Raw genomic sequence first — 17576 nt, forward strand, 5'->3', positions numbered from 1 at the left:
GATCTGGTGCCAAACCTTACAAGAAGACAACTTATCCGTTCGACAGTTGTTGTAGCATTTGCGGCTGGGGTCATTCTGGTCACTACTGCTCTGTCCGTCGAATATAGCCGTATGCCATTCGTTCTTGGTCAGTTCGGCTATCTAGTACCTCCCGGCGGCGACGCTGTGAATGATCACGTCCGCCTGCACATTTTTGATATACCCCAGAGTCTTGATCAACGCCTTGTAGTTCCCGCCGTCGCGTTCTATGACCAACGCCCTCCACTTGGCGCTATCCGGGTAAGGCATGAGTAGCTCGTCGCCTCGCTGGGCGCGCGCACGATTTTTCGAAGCAAGGCATACTTCGCGAACGCAAGTAATTTGTTTGGCGTGATTGCAATGGTCAGTCTTCAGTTTATTCGAAGACGCCGAAATCCGACGCCCCAATGTCGCAAATTCTAACAAGATGTGCGCTCTGACCGACAGTCTCACAACGCCAAACTTGGTTTCTTCCGCAGATCATCACGGTTCTGGACCATTCCAAAGGAGGAGACCCATATGTCTGGGAATGAAGACAACATACGGCAGCCCGGCTTGGTGCTGGCCCTCGTGCCAATAGTACTGACCCTGTGTGTGCTTGGGCTGCAACTATTCTATTTCGGTGACTTCACTCCACACATCCCACTGGCATTCGGAATCGCAATCACAGGCATCGTTGGCCTCATGTTGGGTCACAAATGGCCCAGTATCGAAGAGGGCGTGTTCCACGTTATCAATATCTCCCTTCCGTCGGTCTCGATACTGATCACAGTGGGGATGATCATCGGTGTGTGGATCGCAAGCGGTACTGTCCCGACGCTTATCTATTATGGTCTCAAGATTTTGTCGCCCGAGCTTTTCCTCGCCGCAGGAATGGTCCTTTGCTCTATTGTCTCCGTTTCTTTGGGCACCTCGTGGGGAACGACAGGCACCGTTGGATTAGCGCTGATGGGGATTGGAGCCGGGTTCGGCATTCCAATGTATTGGACCGCGGGGGCGGTAGTCTCTGGTGCATTCTTTGGAGACAAGATCTCGCCTTTATCAGACACGACAAACCTGGCACCTGCTGTGACGGGGACTAATCTGTTCGATCACATTCGGAATATGCTTCCAACCACAGTTCCTTCCATGCTGATTGCACTGGTAATTTATTTTGTCGTCGGCTTCACTTTGATCGACACGTCCCAGGTATCATTTGACCGTATTCACGCGATCACCACCGCGCTGGACGACGCTTTTTGGATTTCGCCGATCATGCTGTTTCCGGCTGTTCTAGTCATCGTGCTGGCGGTCATGAAACAACCTCCGATCCCGTCACTGTTCGCAGGTGCCGTTGTGGGTGGCATCATGGCTATCTTCTGTCAGGGGGCTGGACTGCATGAGACGTTCGCCTTCGCCAACAGCGGCTATTCGATCGATACTGGAGTTCCGGAGCTCGATCCCTTGCTGAACCGCGGCGGTATTCAGTCTATGATGTGGACGATTTCACTGGTGCTGCTGGCTTTGGGGTTTGGCGGAGCGCTTGAACGCGTAGGTTGCCTTCAGGCCATCATCAAAGTTGTCATCTCGAAGGTGAAAACGTTTGCCGGTATTCAAACCTCAGCCATCTTAACCTCTGTCGCGACCAACACAGTTGCAGGTGACCCCTATCTGTCAATTGCACTGCCAGGGCGGATGTATGCACCGGTCTATCGCGCGATGGGCTATTCCCCGCTGAACCTGTCCCGGGCGGTCGAGGAAGGCGGAACTCTGGTGTCCCCTCTGATCCCTTGGAACGCGGGTGGTGCGTTTGTCATCACGGCGCTTGGCTTGGGTATCGCGGACGGCAACTTCGAAAATCTGCTGTATATTCCGCTTGCATTCGCTTGCTGGCTGTCACCGGTCATCGGTATCTTCTATGCCATGACAGGGCTGTTTTCGCCTAAAGCCAGCGAAATAGAAATCCGCTCCTGGGAGGAAAGCGGCGAACCTGTTGCACAGATGAGTGCCTAATCTTTCTGCGCCAACACCAAATGAGGTGTTGGTGCCCTTCACCCGCCTCGGTTGATACTGGGAGGAGAGCATATGGACCCGAAAAACTTTGTCCCAAAGGGCGCGGCCAGCTATCGCATTGACTATGATGGATCGGCCAAGGTGATCTATTTCCTGCTGCTGCCTAAGCTGACTATGCTAGCCTTTAGCGCTGCAGTGGAACCTCTTAGGATCGCCAATCAAGTTACAAACAAGGAACTGTATAAGTGGTTCCTGATTACCGAAGACGGAAATCCGGTTACCTGCTCGAATGGGATCGAAATTACGCCGGATTATGCACTGCGTAATCTACCGCGATCCTCGCGGCTGTTCGTATGCTCGGGTATTGAACCAGCGGAAAGTACCAACCCGAAAGTCCTGTCGTGGATCCGCCGCCAAAGAACCTTTGGATGTAATCTGGGTGGTATTTGCACAGGGGCTTTCGCCCTTGCCAAGGCTGGAGTTCTGTCAGGGAAAAGGTTCACATTGCATTGGGAAAACCACCCTGCTTTTGTCGAACATTTTGAAGATTTGGAGCCATCGTCAAACCTGTATGAGATCGACAATGAGCTTATGACATGTGGCGGCGGAAATGCCGCAACCGACATGATGTTGGACATGATCGAATCCGATTTCGGAAATGATCTGGCGGTCATCGTTTCGGACATGTGCATCCACTTTCGGTCTAACAATAGTAAAACGCTCCAGAAATCAGCCTTTTCGGTAGCTTTGGGTAGTCGCAACCAGTACCTCATCAACGCGATGCAGATCATGCAAGAAAACCTGGAAGAGCCGTTAGATATCTCCGAAATAGCAGAAGCCGTGCAGATATCTCGTCGCCAGTTAGAGCGTCTCTTCCAAAAGTATGTCGAAACTTCGCCTGTTCAGTTTTATATAGAACTGCGCGTTTCAAGGGCTTACGCATTGCTCAGCGAAACCGAGATGGCGGTCGCGGAAATCGCGGCAGCCACAGGCTTTAGCAGCGCTACACAACTTACAGTACGATTCAAGAAACGCTACGGCGAAGCACCAACTTCATTCAGAAGGGGGTGGTCTGAAAGGCGTGAATAATTTGCGTCTGAACAGTCATAATTTGAGGCATCTAAACGTACTCCGGTGGTTTCTCTGCAGCGACTCTGTTGCATGGATCAGAGATGGGGCGACCTGACCCCAGACCCAACACTTCAGAAAATGCGCTCATGTTCTGCACGACCGAGAGATGTCATGTGGTTCAGCGCTTTTGATGCAATTTTTGCTTCAACTACTTGAGTGGCAAGATCACGCGCTTGCAGGCGACGGGCATGATTGAACTTGTATGGCATCCACGGCAACTCCCGAAAATGAAAGCACCAGAGCTAAATTGGGAAGCCGATCCGTGCAACAAGGTCGCGCAGGACAACATTCCAGATGAAGTAATGGTGCGGGATAATGATCCTCGCCGCAGTCCGCCGGATAACCCTTTCAGTCATTGGGTAGGCTACATCCCAGAAAGCCCCGCATTGGTATTCAATAGAAACTGGCGGAAGATCGGGCTGCTTGCTGCTCCAATGCCTCGGGCGTTTTCACCAACTGCTGCAGCTTCTACGACCGGAGGAATCAATCCACGCTTGTCTTGGTTGAGGAGGTAACGACGAACCCGGGCAACTAACTCTTCGCGCACTTCCGATGGGAACGCGCCGTCTATGAAAATCGCCTCAAAGTCGATGACCGCGCAAATGGACAAGGCAGCCTTGGCAAGTTCCTGTGCCGTGGTACCAATCCAAGGCTCGACATATCGCGAAATGCTGCTCCAATCTTGTGGCTTCGTCCAGAGTATTTGGGGGTCGACACCGGCTTCGATCAACCTGTCTTCGAGCAGGAACAGTGAGGCAGTGTCGATCAACTGCTGGCTTTCGCCTAAAGGCCCGGTCGTTCGCATCGCGCCCAATGCACCTGCATTTCCCTGGTTGCCCTCAAACACGGTGCCGTTCAGCGCGACTCCGCCGCCGATCATTGACCCGATGAAGAAATAAAAATAGTCGCGATATTCGGCCCCGCGCCCATAAAGATGCTCGGCGTGACAGGCAGCCGTCGCATCGTTGACCACAAAAACTGGCAGGTCGCTGAACTTGGCGACCTCGGAAAAGAAATTCACGTTTTTCCAGGACCTGAATTTTTTGGCCGCAAGCCCAGACAGGTCGTGCCATTTCCACAGTTCGAACGGAGTTCCGATTCCAATCCCGCATACACGGTCGCGAAGTTTCTGGGGTTCATGGACCAGAAGCTCCTCCAATCCTTTCTCCAGAAACCCGAACACCGCTTCGGGCAGCGGATAGTCATAAGTCGTCGAGATTTGATGGCGCGGCTTGCCGGTGAAGTCGATCAAAAGAAGATCTGCGCTGCGGCGACCGATCTTCATTCCCACCGACAGGATGCCTTCGGGATTGAGTTCCATTGGGATCGAAGGTTTCCCTACCTTGCCCCTTAACGGCGTCCCACGTTTGAGAATCTCGTCCTTTTCGAGCTTACGCAGAATGATCGACACGGTCTGCGGAGACAGGCCTGTGAGCCGCGCGATTTCGGCCCCGGCAGCAGGTCCATGCCGTTGTAAAACCGTTAGAATCAGGCGTTCGTTATGATCACGAACACCGCTTTGGCTTACCCCGCCGGTTAGTATTTTCAGCGCTTCTCTTTCCATAACATTAAACATAAACACCTTGTTTTCTTATGAAAAGATACGTGGGTAAATTAATAAATAAACTTTATTTATTTATTGACACAAGGGCTAGAATCACGGTTTCTTAAGCAGGACCTTCATTGGAGGATGGAGGCGCGCCTTGTCGCTATTCCGCACGGGGCCACAACAATTTTCTGGGAGGACAACATGAGAAATCTACTCAAGCTCGCCGCATCCGCGACTGCGCTGACTTTTGCCGCTGCATCCGCGCAAGCGGCTGGTGAAACCGTCTGCCTGATTACCAAGACCGACACCAACCCCTTTTTCGTCAAGATGAAGGAAGGCGCAACCGCCAAGGCAGAAGAGCTGGGCATGACGCTCAAGGCGTTTGCCGGCAAGGTTGATGGCGACCATGAAACTCAGGTCCAGGCCATTGAAACCTGCATCCTCGATGGCGCAAAAGGCATTCTACTGACGGCATCTGACACCAGCTCGATCGTACCTGCGGTCAAACAGGCGCGGGATGCGGGGGTTTTGGTCATTGCGCTGGATACACCGCTTAGCCCGATTGACTCAGCGGACGCGACATTCGCGACGGACAACTACAAGGCCGGTCTGCTGATCGGTCAATGGGCCAAGGCCAAAATGGGCGACGCCGCGGCCGATGCCAAGATCGCGACGCTGGATCTGAATGTCAGTCAGCCGACAGTGGACGTTCTGCGCAATCAGGGTTTCCTCGACGGGTTTGGTGTGGACCTGGCGGACCCTAATGTCATCGGTGACGAAACCGATGCGCGTCTGGTCGGCAGTGACGTAACCGACGGCAACGAAGAAGGCGGTCGCCGTGCGATGGAAAACCTTCTGGCCAAGGATTCATCGATCAACGTTGTTCACACGATCAACGAACCGGCTGCTGCGGGTGCATATGAGGCACTGAAATCCATCGGGCGTGAAAACGACGTGCTGATCGTTTCGGTCGACGGCGGGTGCCCCGGTGTCCAAAACGTCGAAGCCGGTGTGATCGGCGCGACAAGCCAGCAGTACCCGCTGTTGATGGCCTCGCTTGGTGTTGAGGCCGTGAAAAAATGGGCCGAAGAGGGCGTGAAGCCCGAAAACACACCCGGCAAAGACTTTTATGACACGGGCGTCGCGCTCATCACCGACCAGCCGGTTGATGGGGTCGAGTCGCTGTCGGTCGCAGAAGGCCTGGATCTCTGCTGGGGCTAAAGACAGCCATATTGGGTGAGGCGCGCGACAGCGCCTCATCAATCCTTTCACCAGCAAACCGAAACTTCCTGTACACTGATTTCGTGGACGCGATGCCAGCCACGAAAAGGGGGAGAGATGTCTGAAGCAAACCAAAACACCCAGGAATTCGAAACCGCCGCCAGTGCTTCAGAATCCGTGGCGGAGTTTGAAGATAACCGGCGTGGTGTTCTGGGGAAGTTGCAGCATCTTCTCCACGTCAATCCATCCTTTGTGCCATTGATCGTTCTGGTTGGCGCGATCGTGATTTTCGGCCTGCTGCTGGGGTCCAAATTCTTCTCACCCTTTGCGATGACGCTGATCCTGCAACAGGTCCAGATTGTGGGCATCGTGGCCGCGGCGCAAAGCCTTGTCATTCTAACCGCCGGCATCGACCTGAGCGTCGGTGCAATCATGGTGTTTTCATCCGTCATCATGGGTCAGTTCACCTTCCGCTACGGCATCCCGGTGCCCATTGCGGTGATGTGCGGTCTGGCAATGGGAACGCTAATCGGGGCTCTCAACGGCTGGCTGGTTAGTCGCGTAAAGCTGCCGCCCTTTATTGTTACGCTCGGCATGTGGCAGATCGTTCTGGCGACAAACTTCCTGTATTCCGCAAACGAAACAATTCGCAGTCAGGATATCGAGGCCAACGCCCCATTCCTGCAATTCTTTGGCACAAAATTCAGCATCGGTGGCGCGACTTTCACGGTTGGTGTGATCTTCATGCTCGTTCTGATATTCGTGTTGGCTTATGCGCTCAAACACACGTCCTGGGGCCGACATGTCTACGCGGTGGGGGACGACCCCGAGGCGGCCGAGCTATCCGGTGTGAACGTCCACAAAACACTGATGTCCGTCTACATGCTGTCCGGTTTGATCTGTGCCTTTGCGGGCTGGGCTTTGATCGGGCGCATCGGATCGGTCTCGCCGACCTCCGGCCAATTGGCCAATATCGAAAGCATCACTGCGGTCGTGATTGGCGGTATTTCACTGTTCGGCGGGCGTGGCTCCATTCTGGGGTCCCTGTTTGGGGCACTGATCGTCGGCGTCTTTACTCTGGGGCTCAGGCTTCTGGGCGCAGATGCGCAGTGGACCTTCCTGCTCATCGGTCTTCTCATCATCGCAGCGGTCGCCGTCGACCAGTGGATCAGAAAGGTATCGGGCTAATGTCAGACACAACTCCAGTCGTCCAGGGCCGCGGGATCGTGAAACGCTATGGCCACGTCACCGCCATCGACCATTCTGACTTTGAACTGCGCCAGGGGGAAATCCTTGCGGTTATTGGCGACAACGGCGCAGGCAAGTCGTCCATCGTCAAGGCGATTTGCGGCGCGACTATCCCAGACGAGGGCGAGATTCTGATCGAAGGGGAAAAGGTCAACTTCACTTCTCCGATCGACGCCCGAAATATGGGGATTGAGATTGTCTATCAGCAGCTCGCCATGTCCCCTGCTCTGTCGATTGCCGACAACATGTTCATGGGGCGCGAGATCCGCAAACAGGGTTTCATGGGCAAATACATGCGTCAGCTTGATCGTCCAGCGATGGAGAAGTTCGCCCGTGAAAAACTGACCGAGCTTGGGCTGATGACTGTACAGTCGATCAATCAGGCGGTCGAAACTCTCTCTGGCGGTCAGCGCCAAGGCGTAGCCGTTGCGCGTGCTGCCGCCTTTGCGACGAAGTTCATCATCATGGACGAACCCACGGCTGCTTTGGGGGTCAAGGAAAGCCGCAAAGTGCTTGAGCTTATCCAAGACGTGCGGGCGCGTGGTATTCCGATCATTCTGATCAGCCACAACATGCCGCATGTTTTTGAGGTTGCTGACCGCATTCATGTGCATCGGCTGGGCAAAAGGCTCTGCACCATTGATCCCAAGGATTACACGATGTCCGACGCGGTGGCCTTCATGACAGGTGCCAAGGAACCCCCAAAAGAGGACGCCGAGTGATCGATCAGGATGCAAAGCGCGTTTGTGACCTTATTTCCTCCCGGAGGCAGGTAGGGGTTCGGACGATTGTCGCAATCGCCGGCCCCCCTGCATCCGGAAAGTCGACTTTGGCAGAAACCGTGGTGCAATCGCTGAACGCGCAACAAAGCTCTGCGGTTCCTTTAGCCACGCTGGTGCCCATGGACGGTTATCATCTGGACAACCGCGTGCTGGAAACGCGAGGCTTGCTGTCCCGAAAGGGCGCGCCGGAAACCTTCGATGCAGTTGGGTTCTGCACTGCGATCAGAGGGCTGCAATCCGCGCAGCATGAGTCCTTTCATCCTAAATTTGACCGCCAAATGGACCTGGCCATTGCGAATGCGATTGCCGTTCACCCGGAAACTCAGATTGTAGTCGTAGAAGGGAACTACCTTTTGATGAATAGCGACCCGTGGAGGACGTTGTCAGATGTGTACGCCGTAACGGTTTTTGTCAGCCCCACATTGGAGGAACTCGAAAACCGGTTACAGCATCGCTGGATCAAGCATGGCTTTGACCCGCAAACCGCGCTGCAACGCGCAAAAACGAACGATCTGCCCAACGCGGAACACGTCATCCGTGATAGCAGGAAAGCGGATCTCACATTGAACCAGAATTACACCGAATTCGGGATGCGCTACGCGTTCTGACCCTGCGCAACGAAAGCTGAAACGATCCGTTGATGCAAACGCCTCTGGGCGATTTCAAGTGCAATCAAAATCACCCAATACACGATGAGGAAAGCTCATGAAATTCTTCGTGGACACTGCAGAAGTAAACGACATAAAAGAACTGATAAACTTTGGATTGTTGGATGGCGTTACTACCAATCCAAGCCTGATCGCCAAGTCCGGCCGGGATTTCAAAGAAGTCATTGCCGAACTTTGTACACTGACGGAAACGCCCGTGTCAGCAGAAGTTGCAGCTTTGGACACAGCTGGCATGATTGCGGAGGGAGAGCACCTTGCCGCGATTGCCGACAACGTCGTCGTCAAACTGCCTTTGACACTAGATGGCCTCAGAGCCTGTGCACACTTCAAAAGAGAAGGCATCAAAACAAACGTCACACTCTGCTTTTCACCCAATCAAGCGCTTTTAGCGGCGAAAGTTGGAGCGACCTATGTATCTCCTTTCATTGGCAGATTGGACGACATTAATCTGGACGGAGCCGATCTGATCCGTGATATCCGTACCATTTACGATAACTATGGTATTGAAACGAAAATCATTGCTGCATCCGTCAGAAGCCCCAATCATATTACAGAGGTGGCATTGGCCGGATCAGACATAGCCACAATCCCTCCGTCCGTTATCCGCAAATTGGTCATGCATCCATTGACCGATACCGGCATCGAGAAGTTTCTAAATGATTGGAACTCGACTGGGCAATCGATCCTTTGATGGATTGCCATTTTGTCTGGGAGGGAACGGCCTGTACCAAATGTTTTACGGCTGAGCGGCAAGGCTGCGCTTTGGGGAAATAAACGCTCAAGGAGAGTCTTTCGGCTTTGTCAAGCAGGTCATTCTTTGTGGGAAAATGTCGGAACTCCTCTTAATGGCGGCACGAACACAACTGCCCAAATGAGACATCCAACTTCGTCGCCAGCGCTGCTGTGCAGCTTCACCAGACCGGCTATTCACTGCAGTTTCAGATTCTAATTGTAGACGAACCTGACATTCGCCTAACTTGTGTGGTCGACTTTTGAGTACGCACGTGGGCTAGAGAGGCATCATCCCCGACAGGCGTCAAGACAGCGGAAACAAGCAGGCTTGTAGCGAGTGGTAAATGTTGGGCTTCCCATCAAAGATGGATGTCACGACATTCCCATTCTCAACCACCGCTGGAAACCAACCGCCATGCTTATGATTCAAGAACGTAGCACTCGCATAGGTCTAGCGCTTCCGGTACCAGATCTCGTCTTCCGGCATTTTGTCCAGAGTAATCAGCGCGGCGACTGCTCCAATTGCTTCGGCGATCGACCACCAAAACCGGGAGCCGTTGGCAGCCTGGCCATCAAAGACCAGCGGGTAGGCCAATCCACCTCCGGGTAATCAGGCATCATTCAATGCCTGTTCAATCAAGTGGCGCGCTGTGCCGGGCGCATTGGCTTCCGGCCGAACCGACAAGTCCCAATGCTGAAGCTGAAGCCGACCGAGTTCAAGCGAATGCACAGGAGCCGTTCCGGCAGGCCTGAACATCGGATTAACCGCATAGTTATGATCAATCTGCCATTCAGACGTGTAATGCTCAGGCAACCGCCGGTTTTCCCCAGCCGCGATCTTGTTGATGAAGAAGTCCAAAACGCGACCGGCTCGGAAGAGGTAAAATTCATCTCCGAACGCCTCATAGGCAGACAACATCGCTTCAACACCATGCATATTCGCATTCATTCCACGATAGGTGGAAAAGGTGTCCAATCCCTATTCCACTCGTCGCAGTACAATCCCGTGTCTTTATCCCAGAAATGCTGGTCCAAGACCTCGCGGGCATCCGCCATCAGGCGGTCAGCCTCCGGGTGACCCGCCAGCTTCGCTCTTGCAGAGGCAAGAAGAACGAGGACATGTCCGTAGGCGAGCTTGCGATCATCCTTGATTTGATCACCCTCTAGCGCCCAGACATATCCGCCATAGTCACGATCTCTGTGGTGGCTTTCGAGATATGCCATGCCATGATCAATGATCTGATCAACGCCCTGAAAACCTGCAAGATGTCTCAAAGCATATGAATGGATCAGACGCGCCGCCGTTTGCAATCCCTGAAACTCACCGGGCTGCGGGCCGCCATTGTGACCAAGAATGAAGAACCCTGGCCCGTTTAGGCAACTGGCGCTGAAGACCTCAAACTGTCGCATGGCCTGTTCCGTCAACCAGTTACGGTGATTGAGGGTTTCAAGCCAAAACTCCGGTTCGGAGTGCGCGCCGGGTGGCAGAGGTTGGTCTTTGGTCATCTCTTTTATTCTGCAAGAGGAGCAATGTAGCGCGCCCCGCGCCCTGGCAACAACGCTTGCGTCGCGTGCAGAATTGCGTTCGCGCCAATTCCATGCAGATGATAGGTGTCTTCAAACGTACCAGCCTGTCCAAAGTGTTCCACCCCAAGGGATTCTGCTCCTTCAGCCCATCACTAAGACGTTGGATAACAGCCCAAACCTTGCGTTTTGGAACAATTGGCAAACCCAGCTCTAGGAGGTCTTTCTCTGTTAACTCCGGAAGAGTCTCAAAATCGATTTCGACGTCGTCGAAATCCTTTGCGTACTTTTCTAAGCCGAGTTCAGCCAGCCAGCTTGCGACATCAGGCATGCACAATTCTCCACGGACTCAGCTTGCCTAATTTTGATATTTTCACAAAGCTTTTTGGATCTGTTTCAAAGTTATTGGGAAGTAAGACACTTTATCCAAGCTCGAGTAGAGTTGCCTTCGGAAGGTGACCCTCCATGGGCTTTGGTCCAACAATGGTGTTTATCAACGCCAATGCAGCTCTAGTCATCAATCCCGGCCGGAATATTGCCTTTATCACGCAAACACTCTCGCCTGTGGCTTTCTATTACCCGTTTCCCGCGATCTATCTAACGGCCCAAAGGAAACATCCATCAATCTGAGCAACTCTGCAGTTCAGTTTCCTGAAAACGAATGTTTAAACCTGACAGTGGCATTCAGGTCAGGCGCAGGACTGCATCGTGTAAGAAACTGCGTCGGCCCTGCAGCGATCAACGTCTTGAGTCGGCGGACTGCTCCCTTTAGGAAACGCCCTGCCTGCTAGCCGGCTGGCTGGACGCCCTTTCCATAGCGCTCTGAGACGAGTGTTAGTAACCGACCGTAAACGCAGCACGCGGGAACTTGGCTGATTGTGCCTCATCTACCAGCGCAACAGCAAAATCTTCCATCGATATCTCTGATTTGCCAGCTTCATCAACGAGCAGCGTGTCCGTACCGGTTCTGAACGCGCCTAGGCGATGACCGGGCTGCAAGAGGGCGGACGGGCTGGCATAGGTCCAGTTTGCCGATGTTTCAGAGGTGCAGAGTTCCCATTGCGCCATCGATGCGCGGGCAATCGGAACGATGTTTTCAGGTAAGAAATCGGGGTCTGACAAAACCGTATGTGGACTTCCGTTTGGCAGATGGAGTCGCGCGGCGCCGCCAACGATGATCACCCGAAGACCGGTGCGTGACGCAGCATTGAGGATCGAACGTGTCAGAGCGACAATCTCGCCTTCGCGTCCGGGCGGAGAGCGCAACGCGCTGATAGCCATTTCCTGCGATTCCATGGCGGCGGCGAGGGCTGCGGGGTCTGTCGCATCCGCGATGACTGGCCTGATGCCTTCCGGCAACTTGGCAAACGCTGCCTCGTTTCGGACAGCTGCTGTTACGTCATGCCCGCGTGCGAGCGCTTCTGTTACGACGCGAGAACCGACATCACCGGTGGCACCAAATACTATGAGTTTCATGGAAGTTCTCCTTTATACTGGATTGCGGACGGGATGTTTCGGAAGGTTGGGCGGACGGACGCGCCCCGCCCTTTGTCCAAGCCAAATTGCGGCAAAAACAAGCACGGCCCCAGTGATCTGCATCTGTGTCAGCGCCTGACCCAGCAATGTCCAGCCGATCAGGACGGCGGAAAGCGGGCTCAGAAAACCAAGTACCGAGACGGCATCTGGCTCTATCCGAGAGATGCCGCGGAACCACAGGATATAGGTGAGCGCAGCCCCGATGAGAGCAAGGTAAAAGATGCCGGAGAGGTTTCGTGCATCCAGTGGAGGAAGAGGCGGCTCGATGAAGACGGCCAGAAGCACCAGCAACAGACCGCCGGCGGTCAGTTGCCACGCGGTGAAGGTAAGTAGCGACACGGGAGGCTGCCATTTCCGGGTCAGGACTGTACCTGCGGCCATTGAGGCCGCTCCGCAAATCCCGGCTATCAAACCGATTGGATCAAGCGATATGCCGGACCCCAAGACGAGCAGTCCAACACCTAGGATGCCGATCAAGGCGGCCAGCGCCGACGCGGCTCGGATTGCGGTCCCGAGCAGCGGTGCGGCAAGGAATACGACGATCAGCGGCTGAACAGCACCGACGGTAGCCGCGACTCCCCCCGGTAACCGGTAGGCTGCGATAAAAAGAAAGACCCAGAACAGCATGAAGTTCAGCGCGCCAAGAATAAAGATGCGCAGCCACCAATTACCTTTCGGCAATCGAGGAGCCAAAACAAGCAGCAGCAGGCCGGCAGGCAGAGCGCGCAGGGCGGCCATCGTCACCGGATACCCGGCAGGAAGAAACTCCGTCGTCACATAGTAGGTGCTGCCCCATACCAATGGCGCAATGGCTGTGATTCCAATGTCGAGATGTCTCATCGCAGATCTCCATTATCTTGACGTCAAGATATATTGCTTTATCTTGACGTCAAGATATAATCTCGCAATATGTATGCATGGACCACGTAGACCGCATCATTGCTCAATGGAACAAGGCCCGGCCCGACCTTGATGTCGGACCGATGGAAATCATCGGCCGGCTATCTCGTATGGCTACCAAGCTCCGAAGTGAAATGGATAAAACCTGGAAGGCACATGGGTTAAACGCCGCCAGCTTTGATGTCCTGGCGACCCTGCGCAGATCGGGTAAACCTGATGGCTTATCCCCTGGCGAGTTGCTGGACCTGACCATGGTGACCTCTGGAACAATGACCAATCGTATCGACCAACTCGTCAAACGCGGCCTTGTCGAGCGAGTGCCAAACCCCGAAGACAAGCGCGGGGTTCTGATCCGCTTGACCGAGACCGGTTTTGCGACAATCGAGGATGCCGTCGGTGATCATGTCGAAACACAGCATCATCTTTTGCGGGGGCTATCTCCGGCGGAAGTCGAAGATTTGAACAAGCTATTAAAGACGCTGGACGAAAGAGTGAACTCCGATAGTGGGGCGAATTCACGCGAATGATCGTATCTCTGGGTGCAACACACAACCGCGACCTGTTGGCCTTATGTCGCTCCGATGCGGACGGCCCTAAGCAGACCTTGAACAGAAATCTGAAATGCCGCGTTAGCAGCCCGCGTTGCCAACATTCGCGGCAAGCGCACAGATTTGATACAGTTCTTAATGTTACCTGGGGCGGTCTGGCTCGTTGGGATTGCGCGAAATCAAGCTTTCTATTTCGTTCATTGCTTCAACTGGCAAGGCACCAAAGGTCAGTGCTCCCGAAATGCCTTCAATTTGTTCTTCTGTCCGAGCGCCCGGGATCGGTACGTATGTTTCAGATTGGCCCCATATCCACCCCAGAGCCCCTTGCACAAACGTTCGGCCATTGGTGGTCAGCAGATCCCGAACCGCTTCGAGTTTTTGCATGAAGTCAGGGTTTACCCTTCCATCCGAATAGTACTCCATCCAGCTTGCACCGGATGCGCGCACGTCGTTTGGTGCCATGACACTGTTCTGATCGTACTTGCCCGAGAGCAACCCCATCGCAAGAGGTGAGCGGATTAGGGATAATAGCGCTTCCTCTTGGACAACCTGTTGCATGCGGGGCGCATCGAAAAAGACGTTCAACACGTATTCCACCGCCTCAAAACCATCTCGTGTTGAGGCCGCTCGGGCACTTTCGGAATGGTCAGTGCTCCAACCATAGGCGCGCAACTTGCCGGCCTCTTTAAGCCGGTCCAGTTCGTCAAACACCACCTCGGCCTGGGCAATTGGCATATCGTTCACATGCAACAGCAAGAGATCGATCCGATCCCGTTCCAGTCGCGAAAGGCACCCATCTACGGCAAGGCCCACCTGATCCGGGGTGAAGGGGTCAAACGAAATCTGCCTGCTGGCCTCATCGATCCCAACCCCGATCTTTGTGACAATCAGGGCGTCGGGCCGGTGCTTTAACGCTTTGCCTAACAAACGTTCCGAATGCCCCGCGCCATAGGCGGCAGCGGTGTCAAAAAGTGTGATTCCACCATCCAGTGCGGCGTGGATCGTACGAATTGAGGTTTCGTCGTTCGATCGGGTGTAACCCAGCGACTGTTCGCCCCAATACATCTTGCCGCCGATCGGCCAGCATCCCATGCCAAGGGGTGAGATTTCGGTGTTGAGAAAGTTCATCTGTGGCCCTCCTGACTGATCCTCCAGAAATAAAGCCACGACTCTCTTTTCATCAATAACACAGAATGTAATCTTCATTTCATGAATGAAAGTAACTTTGACTGGGACAACCTGCGGCTTTTCCTTGCGGTTGCCAGAGCGGGCGGGCTTGGACCAGCCGCTGAACAGACCGGCAAGAGCGCACCCACCCTGGGTCGGCGCATGATCGAGCTTGAGCGCAACCTGGGAAGCGAGCTGTTTCACCGCAAACCGCGAGGGTATGACCTGACCGAAGATGGGCAAGCGCTTTTGAGGAAAGTCGAAGGAATCGAAGCACGTGTCATACCTGTCACGGAAAGCAGCCTTGCCACCGCGCCCCCTTTGGTCAAAATCTCGGCCGGGTGCTGGGTGACAAAGGTTTTGATCGGCGCGGTCGGAAGCATCGCCGGGTCAATGCCGGTTCGGCTTCGATTCATCTCGTCAGAAGAGGTGTTAAAGATCGGACACCGAGAAGCCGCGATCGGCATTCGAAACCGCCGACCAGAAGAGATTGGCCTGGCGGGTCGCAAGATTGGGCGAGTTCGGTTTGCGGTCTACGCTGCGGATGAGAGCATTTCGACCTGGGCGAGCGTGATGTCCAAAACACCCTCGGCCAGATGGCTGCGGGCGCACGCGCAAGAGGACGACGCAATCGAAGTGACGGCGCCGCAAAATGCGCTTGAGCTTGCAAATGCAGGACTTGCCCGGGCGGTTTTGCCAACTTTCATTGGAAACACCCAGCCGGGCCTGAAACCGGTCTCACCTTTGATTGACGATCTGGAACATGATCAGTGGCTGGTCACCCATCATGAAGATCGGTTTCTTGCAGAGGTGCGGCATGTCATAGATCGCACCCATGCAGTGATGTCGGAAGCTTGTGAAAACGGATGAACCGATGCTGCAAAAGCCTATTCACCCAACCGTTCCATCAACCAAGCACACCCGCATCATTCCTAAGGGACGTACCATCCGGGCAACATCATAGCGATTGCAAGAGTCGAACGTTGTGTTGATCCGCAAATGTGGCGGCATAGTTAATACCATGGAGACATGTCGCAAACGACCGATGGTCGAGGATAGAAAGTCAATTATTCTAATGCATTACCGGAGTCCGTCTGTTTGAAATTTCCATAGTACACGCTGTCCTCAAATAGTGATTCTCCGGTTCATTCTGTGCGGCAAAGGCGTCATTTCTGCGAAAGCCTAAGCCAGTTTTCAGCATAAGAATGCAGGCCTTTTCTGAGAGCCTCGGGCTGTGGGACTGGCAGTGTTTCGAGGGAAGTGACCGCGCTTGACGGTTCGACAAGCATAGCCGCGCCGAGGCTTGTTCCGGTGGCCGTTTGGGAAACCTTGATTGGTACATTTGAAACCGCTGCCAGCATCAAAAGATAAGCTCGGTTTGCGGCGAAGGGGCCCTCGACGATGATCGGGCCCTGGTGGCCAATCTCTTCGAGGCAGCGGGATGTGACCAGTGCAAGATAGAAACTGACCGCTGCTTTGCGAAGGGATGTACCCAATGCGGGTTCCGGGCCAATCCAATGTAACTTACGTCCGCGAAATGGCCCGCTTTCCGTGACAACCGCAGGAAGCAACATCGCCTTGTCTTCCAGTATCGTCTGCATGTCGGCATCCGAGGGATTTGGGCAACTCTGGCACCCGATAGCGATATCGTACTCTCGCCCGCCCATGAAGCGGGCCGAAGGAACAGCGTTTCCAAAGGCGTTCACATTGATAAGCGTGTCCGCATTCGGGTCGAGCGTGATCGCCTGCCCACCGATCGACATAGCGATAACCCAGGTACCGGTGGAAACAACCGAAAACGGTGGCTGATGGCCAAGAATGTGCGGCAGCAGTGAAGCATTTGAGTCATGAATGCCGCAATGGACCGGTGTATCAGGGTCGAGCCCCGTGTGTGCCGCTATGTCCGGCAAAACTGTACCAAAAACCTCTCCGGGGCGGCGCGGCGGCGCGAGTTTATGCGACACATCAAGTTCCACGACTAACGACGAGAACTGCTCTGCGTGGGGATTCCACAGGTCAGTATGGCAACCAAGCGACGTGACATCCGTTGCCGCGACACCGGTCAATCGGTACCCCCAGTATTGAGGATAGGTTACGATCGTTTTTGTACGCGCTTTCAGTTCCGGATCGACCTGAAACTGCCAATACAGTTGCGCGCCAATGTTAAGGCCCATTGAAAGCCTGGGAGACCCTGTTTCAGAAAACGCAGGTCGAATGGCATCATAGGCATCAGCAAGCGTTTCCGGCCCAGTAAACTCATAATCCAAGATCGGCGCGGATAAGGAACCGTCAGCGGCAAGCAGGGCCACGCACGCCCCATGCGTCGTCACGGAGATGGCAGAGACGCCGTGTTCACGATGGAAATCCGCCAGCCCACGCAGGATAAACTCCCAATGCCCTTCGACGTCGAAATGCGGCCATGGGGAATCGTACAGCACGGTATTAGGCCGGGTGATGACAGCCAGCTCGGACATGTTGGCCGGATCGACCAATGCCAGTTTTGCGTTGGTTTTTCCGATGTCGATGACTGCGACGTGGCCCTTAACCATATGCACGGCAC

The 17576-nt window shown here is 54.3% G+C and carries 21 protein-coding genes; 9 read left to right on the forward strand and 12 right to left on the reverse strand.

Annotated features, from left to right (window positions below):
* Positions 1 to 141: 141 nt before the first annotated feature.
* The gene (locus ACRZ91_RS18440) at positions 142 to 288 is read right to left on the reverse strand and encodes a hypothetical protein (protein ID WP_170546297.1); all 147 of its coding nucleotides are present in this window, start codon (positions 286 to 288) and stop codon (positions 142 to 144) included.
* A 249-nt stretch (positions 289 to 537) separates the two neighbouring features.
* On the opposite strand from ACRZ91_RS18440, the gene nhaC reads away from it, so the two are divergent.
* Both nhaC and ACRZ91_RS18450 read left to right on the forward strand, forming a co-directional pair.
* A complete protein-coding gene (gene nhaC / locus ACRZ91_RS18445; protein WP_480907647.1) occupies positions 538 to 2010 on the forward strand; it encodes a Na+/H+ antiporter NhaC in 1473 nt (490 codons plus the stop codon).
* 72 nt (positions 2011 to 2082) lie between these two features.
* Positions 2083 to 3099, forward strand: a complete 1017-nt coding sequence (locus tag ACRZ91_RS18450; protein WP_480907649.1) for a GlxA family transcriptional regulator — start codon at positions 2083 to 2085, stop codon at positions 3097 to 3099.
* 113 nt (positions 3100 to 3212) lie between these two features.
* Here ACRZ91_RS18450 and ACRZ91_RS18455 read toward each other — a convergent pair whose 3' ends face one another.
* Both ACRZ91_RS18455 and ACRZ91_RS18460 read right to left on the reverse strand, forming a co-directional pair.
* Positions 3213 to 3350, reverse strand: coding sequence for a hypothetical protein (locus tag ACRZ91_RS18455; protein ID WP_170546288.1), 138 nt, complete (start codon positions 3348 to 3350; stop codon positions 3213 to 3215).
* A gap of 155 nt (positions 3351 to 3505) precedes the next feature.
* On the reverse strand, positions 3506 to 4705 hold the full coding sequence (locus ACRZ91_RS18460) for an ROK family transcriptional regulator (protein ID WP_170546446.1): 1200 nt from the start codon (positions 4703 to 4705) through the stop codon (positions 3506 to 3508).
* Between the two features lie 186 nt (positions 4706 to 4891).
* On the opposite strand from ACRZ91_RS18460, the gene ACRZ91_RS18465 reads away from it, so the two are divergent.
* The 5 genes from ACRZ91_RS18465 to fsa all read left to right on the forward strand — a co-directional run bounded on the left by ACRZ91_RS18465 (position 4892) and on the right by fsa (position 9300).
* A complete protein-coding gene (locus ACRZ91_RS18465) occupies positions 4892 to 5911 on the forward strand; it encodes a sugar ABC transporter substrate-binding protein (RefSeq protein WP_029622083.1) in 1020 nt (339 codons plus the stop codon).
* Positions 5912 to 6028: 117 nt separating this feature from the next.
* Positions 6029 to 7099 (forward strand): ABC transporter permease, encoded by a 1071-nt coding sequence (locus ACRZ91_RS18470; RefSeq protein WP_480907651.1) that lies wholly within the window; start codon positions 6029 to 6031, stop codon positions 7097 to 7099.
* Positions 7099 to 7881 carry an ATP-binding cassette domain-containing protein gene (locus ACRZ91_RS18475; protein ID WP_480907653.1) on the forward strand — a complete coding sequence of 261 codons (783 nt, stop codon included), beginning with the start codon at positions 7099 to 7101 and terminating at the stop codon, positions 7879 to 7881. Before ACRZ91_RS18470 ends, ACRZ91_RS18475 begins: the two co-directional genes overlap by 1 nt.
* Positions 7882 to 7988: 107 nt before the next feature.
* Positions 7989 to 8549, forward strand: coding sequence for a nucleoside/nucleotide kinase family protein (locus ACRZ91_RS18480; RefSeq protein ID WP_480907655.1), 561 nt, complete (start codon positions 7989 to 7991; stop codon positions 8547 to 8549).
* A gap of 97 nt (positions 8550 to 8646) precedes the next feature.
* A complete protein-coding gene (gene fsa / locus ACRZ91_RS18485; protein ID WP_480907657.1) occupies positions 8647 to 9300 on the forward strand; it encodes a fructose-6-phosphate aldolase in 654 nt (217 codons plus the stop codon).
* Between the two features lie 345 nt (positions 9301 to 9645).
* Here fsa and ACRZ91_RS18490 read toward each other — a convergent pair whose 3' ends face one another.
* The 7 genes from ACRZ91_RS18490 to ACRZ91_RS18520 form a co-directional block, all read right to left on the reverse strand.
* Positions 9646 to 9738 carry a hypothetical protein gene (locus ACRZ91_RS18490; RefSeq protein ID WP_480907706.1) on the reverse strand — a complete coding sequence of 31 codons (93 nt, stop codon included), beginning with the start codon at positions 9736 to 9738 and terminating at the stop codon, positions 9646 to 9648.
* Positions 9739 to 9792: 54 nt separating this feature from the next.
* On the reverse strand, positions 9793 to 9936 hold the full coding sequence (locus tag ACRZ91_RS18495) for a hypothetical protein (RefSeq protein ID WP_480907659.1): 144 nt from the start codon (positions 9934 to 9936) through the stop codon (positions 9793 to 9795).
* 15 nt (positions 9937 to 9951) lie between these two features.
* Positions 9952 to 10317, reverse strand: a complete 366-nt coding sequence (locus ACRZ91_RS18500; protein WP_480907661.1) for an AGE family epimerase/isomerase — start codon at positions 10315 to 10317, stop codon at positions 9952 to 9954.
* Complete coding sequence (locus tag ACRZ91_RS18505; protein ID WP_480907663.1) at positions 10287 to 10751, reverse strand: AGE family epimerase/isomerase; 465 nt, start codon at positions 10749 to 10751, stop codon at positions 10287 to 10289. Before ACRZ91_RS18505 ends, ACRZ91_RS18500 begins: the two co-directional genes overlap by 31 nt.
* 37 nt (positions 10752 to 10788) lie before the next feature.
* Entirely contained in the window at positions 10789 to 11196 is a 408-nt protein-coding gene (locus ACRZ91_RS18510) for an SAM domain-containing protein (RefSeq protein WP_480907665.1), read from the reverse strand.
* Between the two features lie 503 nt (positions 11197 to 11699).
* Positions 11700 to 12341: an NAD(P)-dependent oxidoreductase gene (locus ACRZ91_RS18515; protein ID WP_480907667.1), complete on the reverse strand. Its 642-nt coding sequence runs from the start codon at positions 12339 to 12341 to the stop codon at positions 11700 to 11702.
* Between the two features lie 12 nt (positions 12342 to 12353).
* Entirely contained in the window at positions 12354 to 13241 is an 888-nt protein-coding gene (locus tag ACRZ91_RS18520) for an EamA family transporter (protein ID WP_480907669.1), read from the reverse strand.
* Between the two features lie 77 nt (positions 13242 to 13318).
* Here ACRZ91_RS18520 and ACRZ91_RS18525 point away from each other — a divergent pair, with 77 nt between their 5' ends.
* Complete coding sequence (locus tag ACRZ91_RS18525; RefSeq protein ID WP_480907671.1) at positions 13319 to 13828, forward strand: MarR family winged helix-turn-helix transcriptional regulator; 510 nt, start codon at positions 13319 to 13321, stop codon at positions 13826 to 13828.
* 162 nt (positions 13829 to 13990) lie between these two features.
* On the opposite strand, the gene ACRZ91_RS18530 is transcribed toward ACRZ91_RS18525, so the two are convergent.
* Entirely contained in the window at positions 13991 to 14977 is a 987-nt protein-coding gene (locus tag ACRZ91_RS18530) for an aldo/keto reductase (protein WP_480907673.1), read from the reverse strand.
* Between the two features lie 81 nt (positions 14978 to 15058).
* Here ACRZ91_RS18530 and ACRZ91_RS18535 point away from each other — a divergent pair, with 81 nt between their 5' ends.
* Positions 15059 to 15886, forward strand: coding sequence for a LysR family transcriptional regulator (locus ACRZ91_RS18535; RefSeq protein WP_480907675.1), 828 nt, complete (start codon positions 15059 to 15061; stop codon positions 15884 to 15886).
* Between the two features lie 296 nt (positions 15887 to 16182).
* Here the strand turns inward: ACRZ91_RS18535 and ACRZ91_RS18540 are convergent, their stop codons facing one another.
* Positions 16183 to 17565 (reverse strand): FGGY-family carbohydrate kinase, encoded by a 1383-nt coding sequence (locus ACRZ91_RS18540; RefSeq protein ID WP_480907677.1) that lies wholly within the window; start codon positions 17563 to 17565, stop codon positions 16183 to 16185.
* Positions 17566 to 17576 lie beyond the last annotated feature (11 nt).

It is taken from the genome of Ruegeria sp. O11, assembly GCF_056535285.1.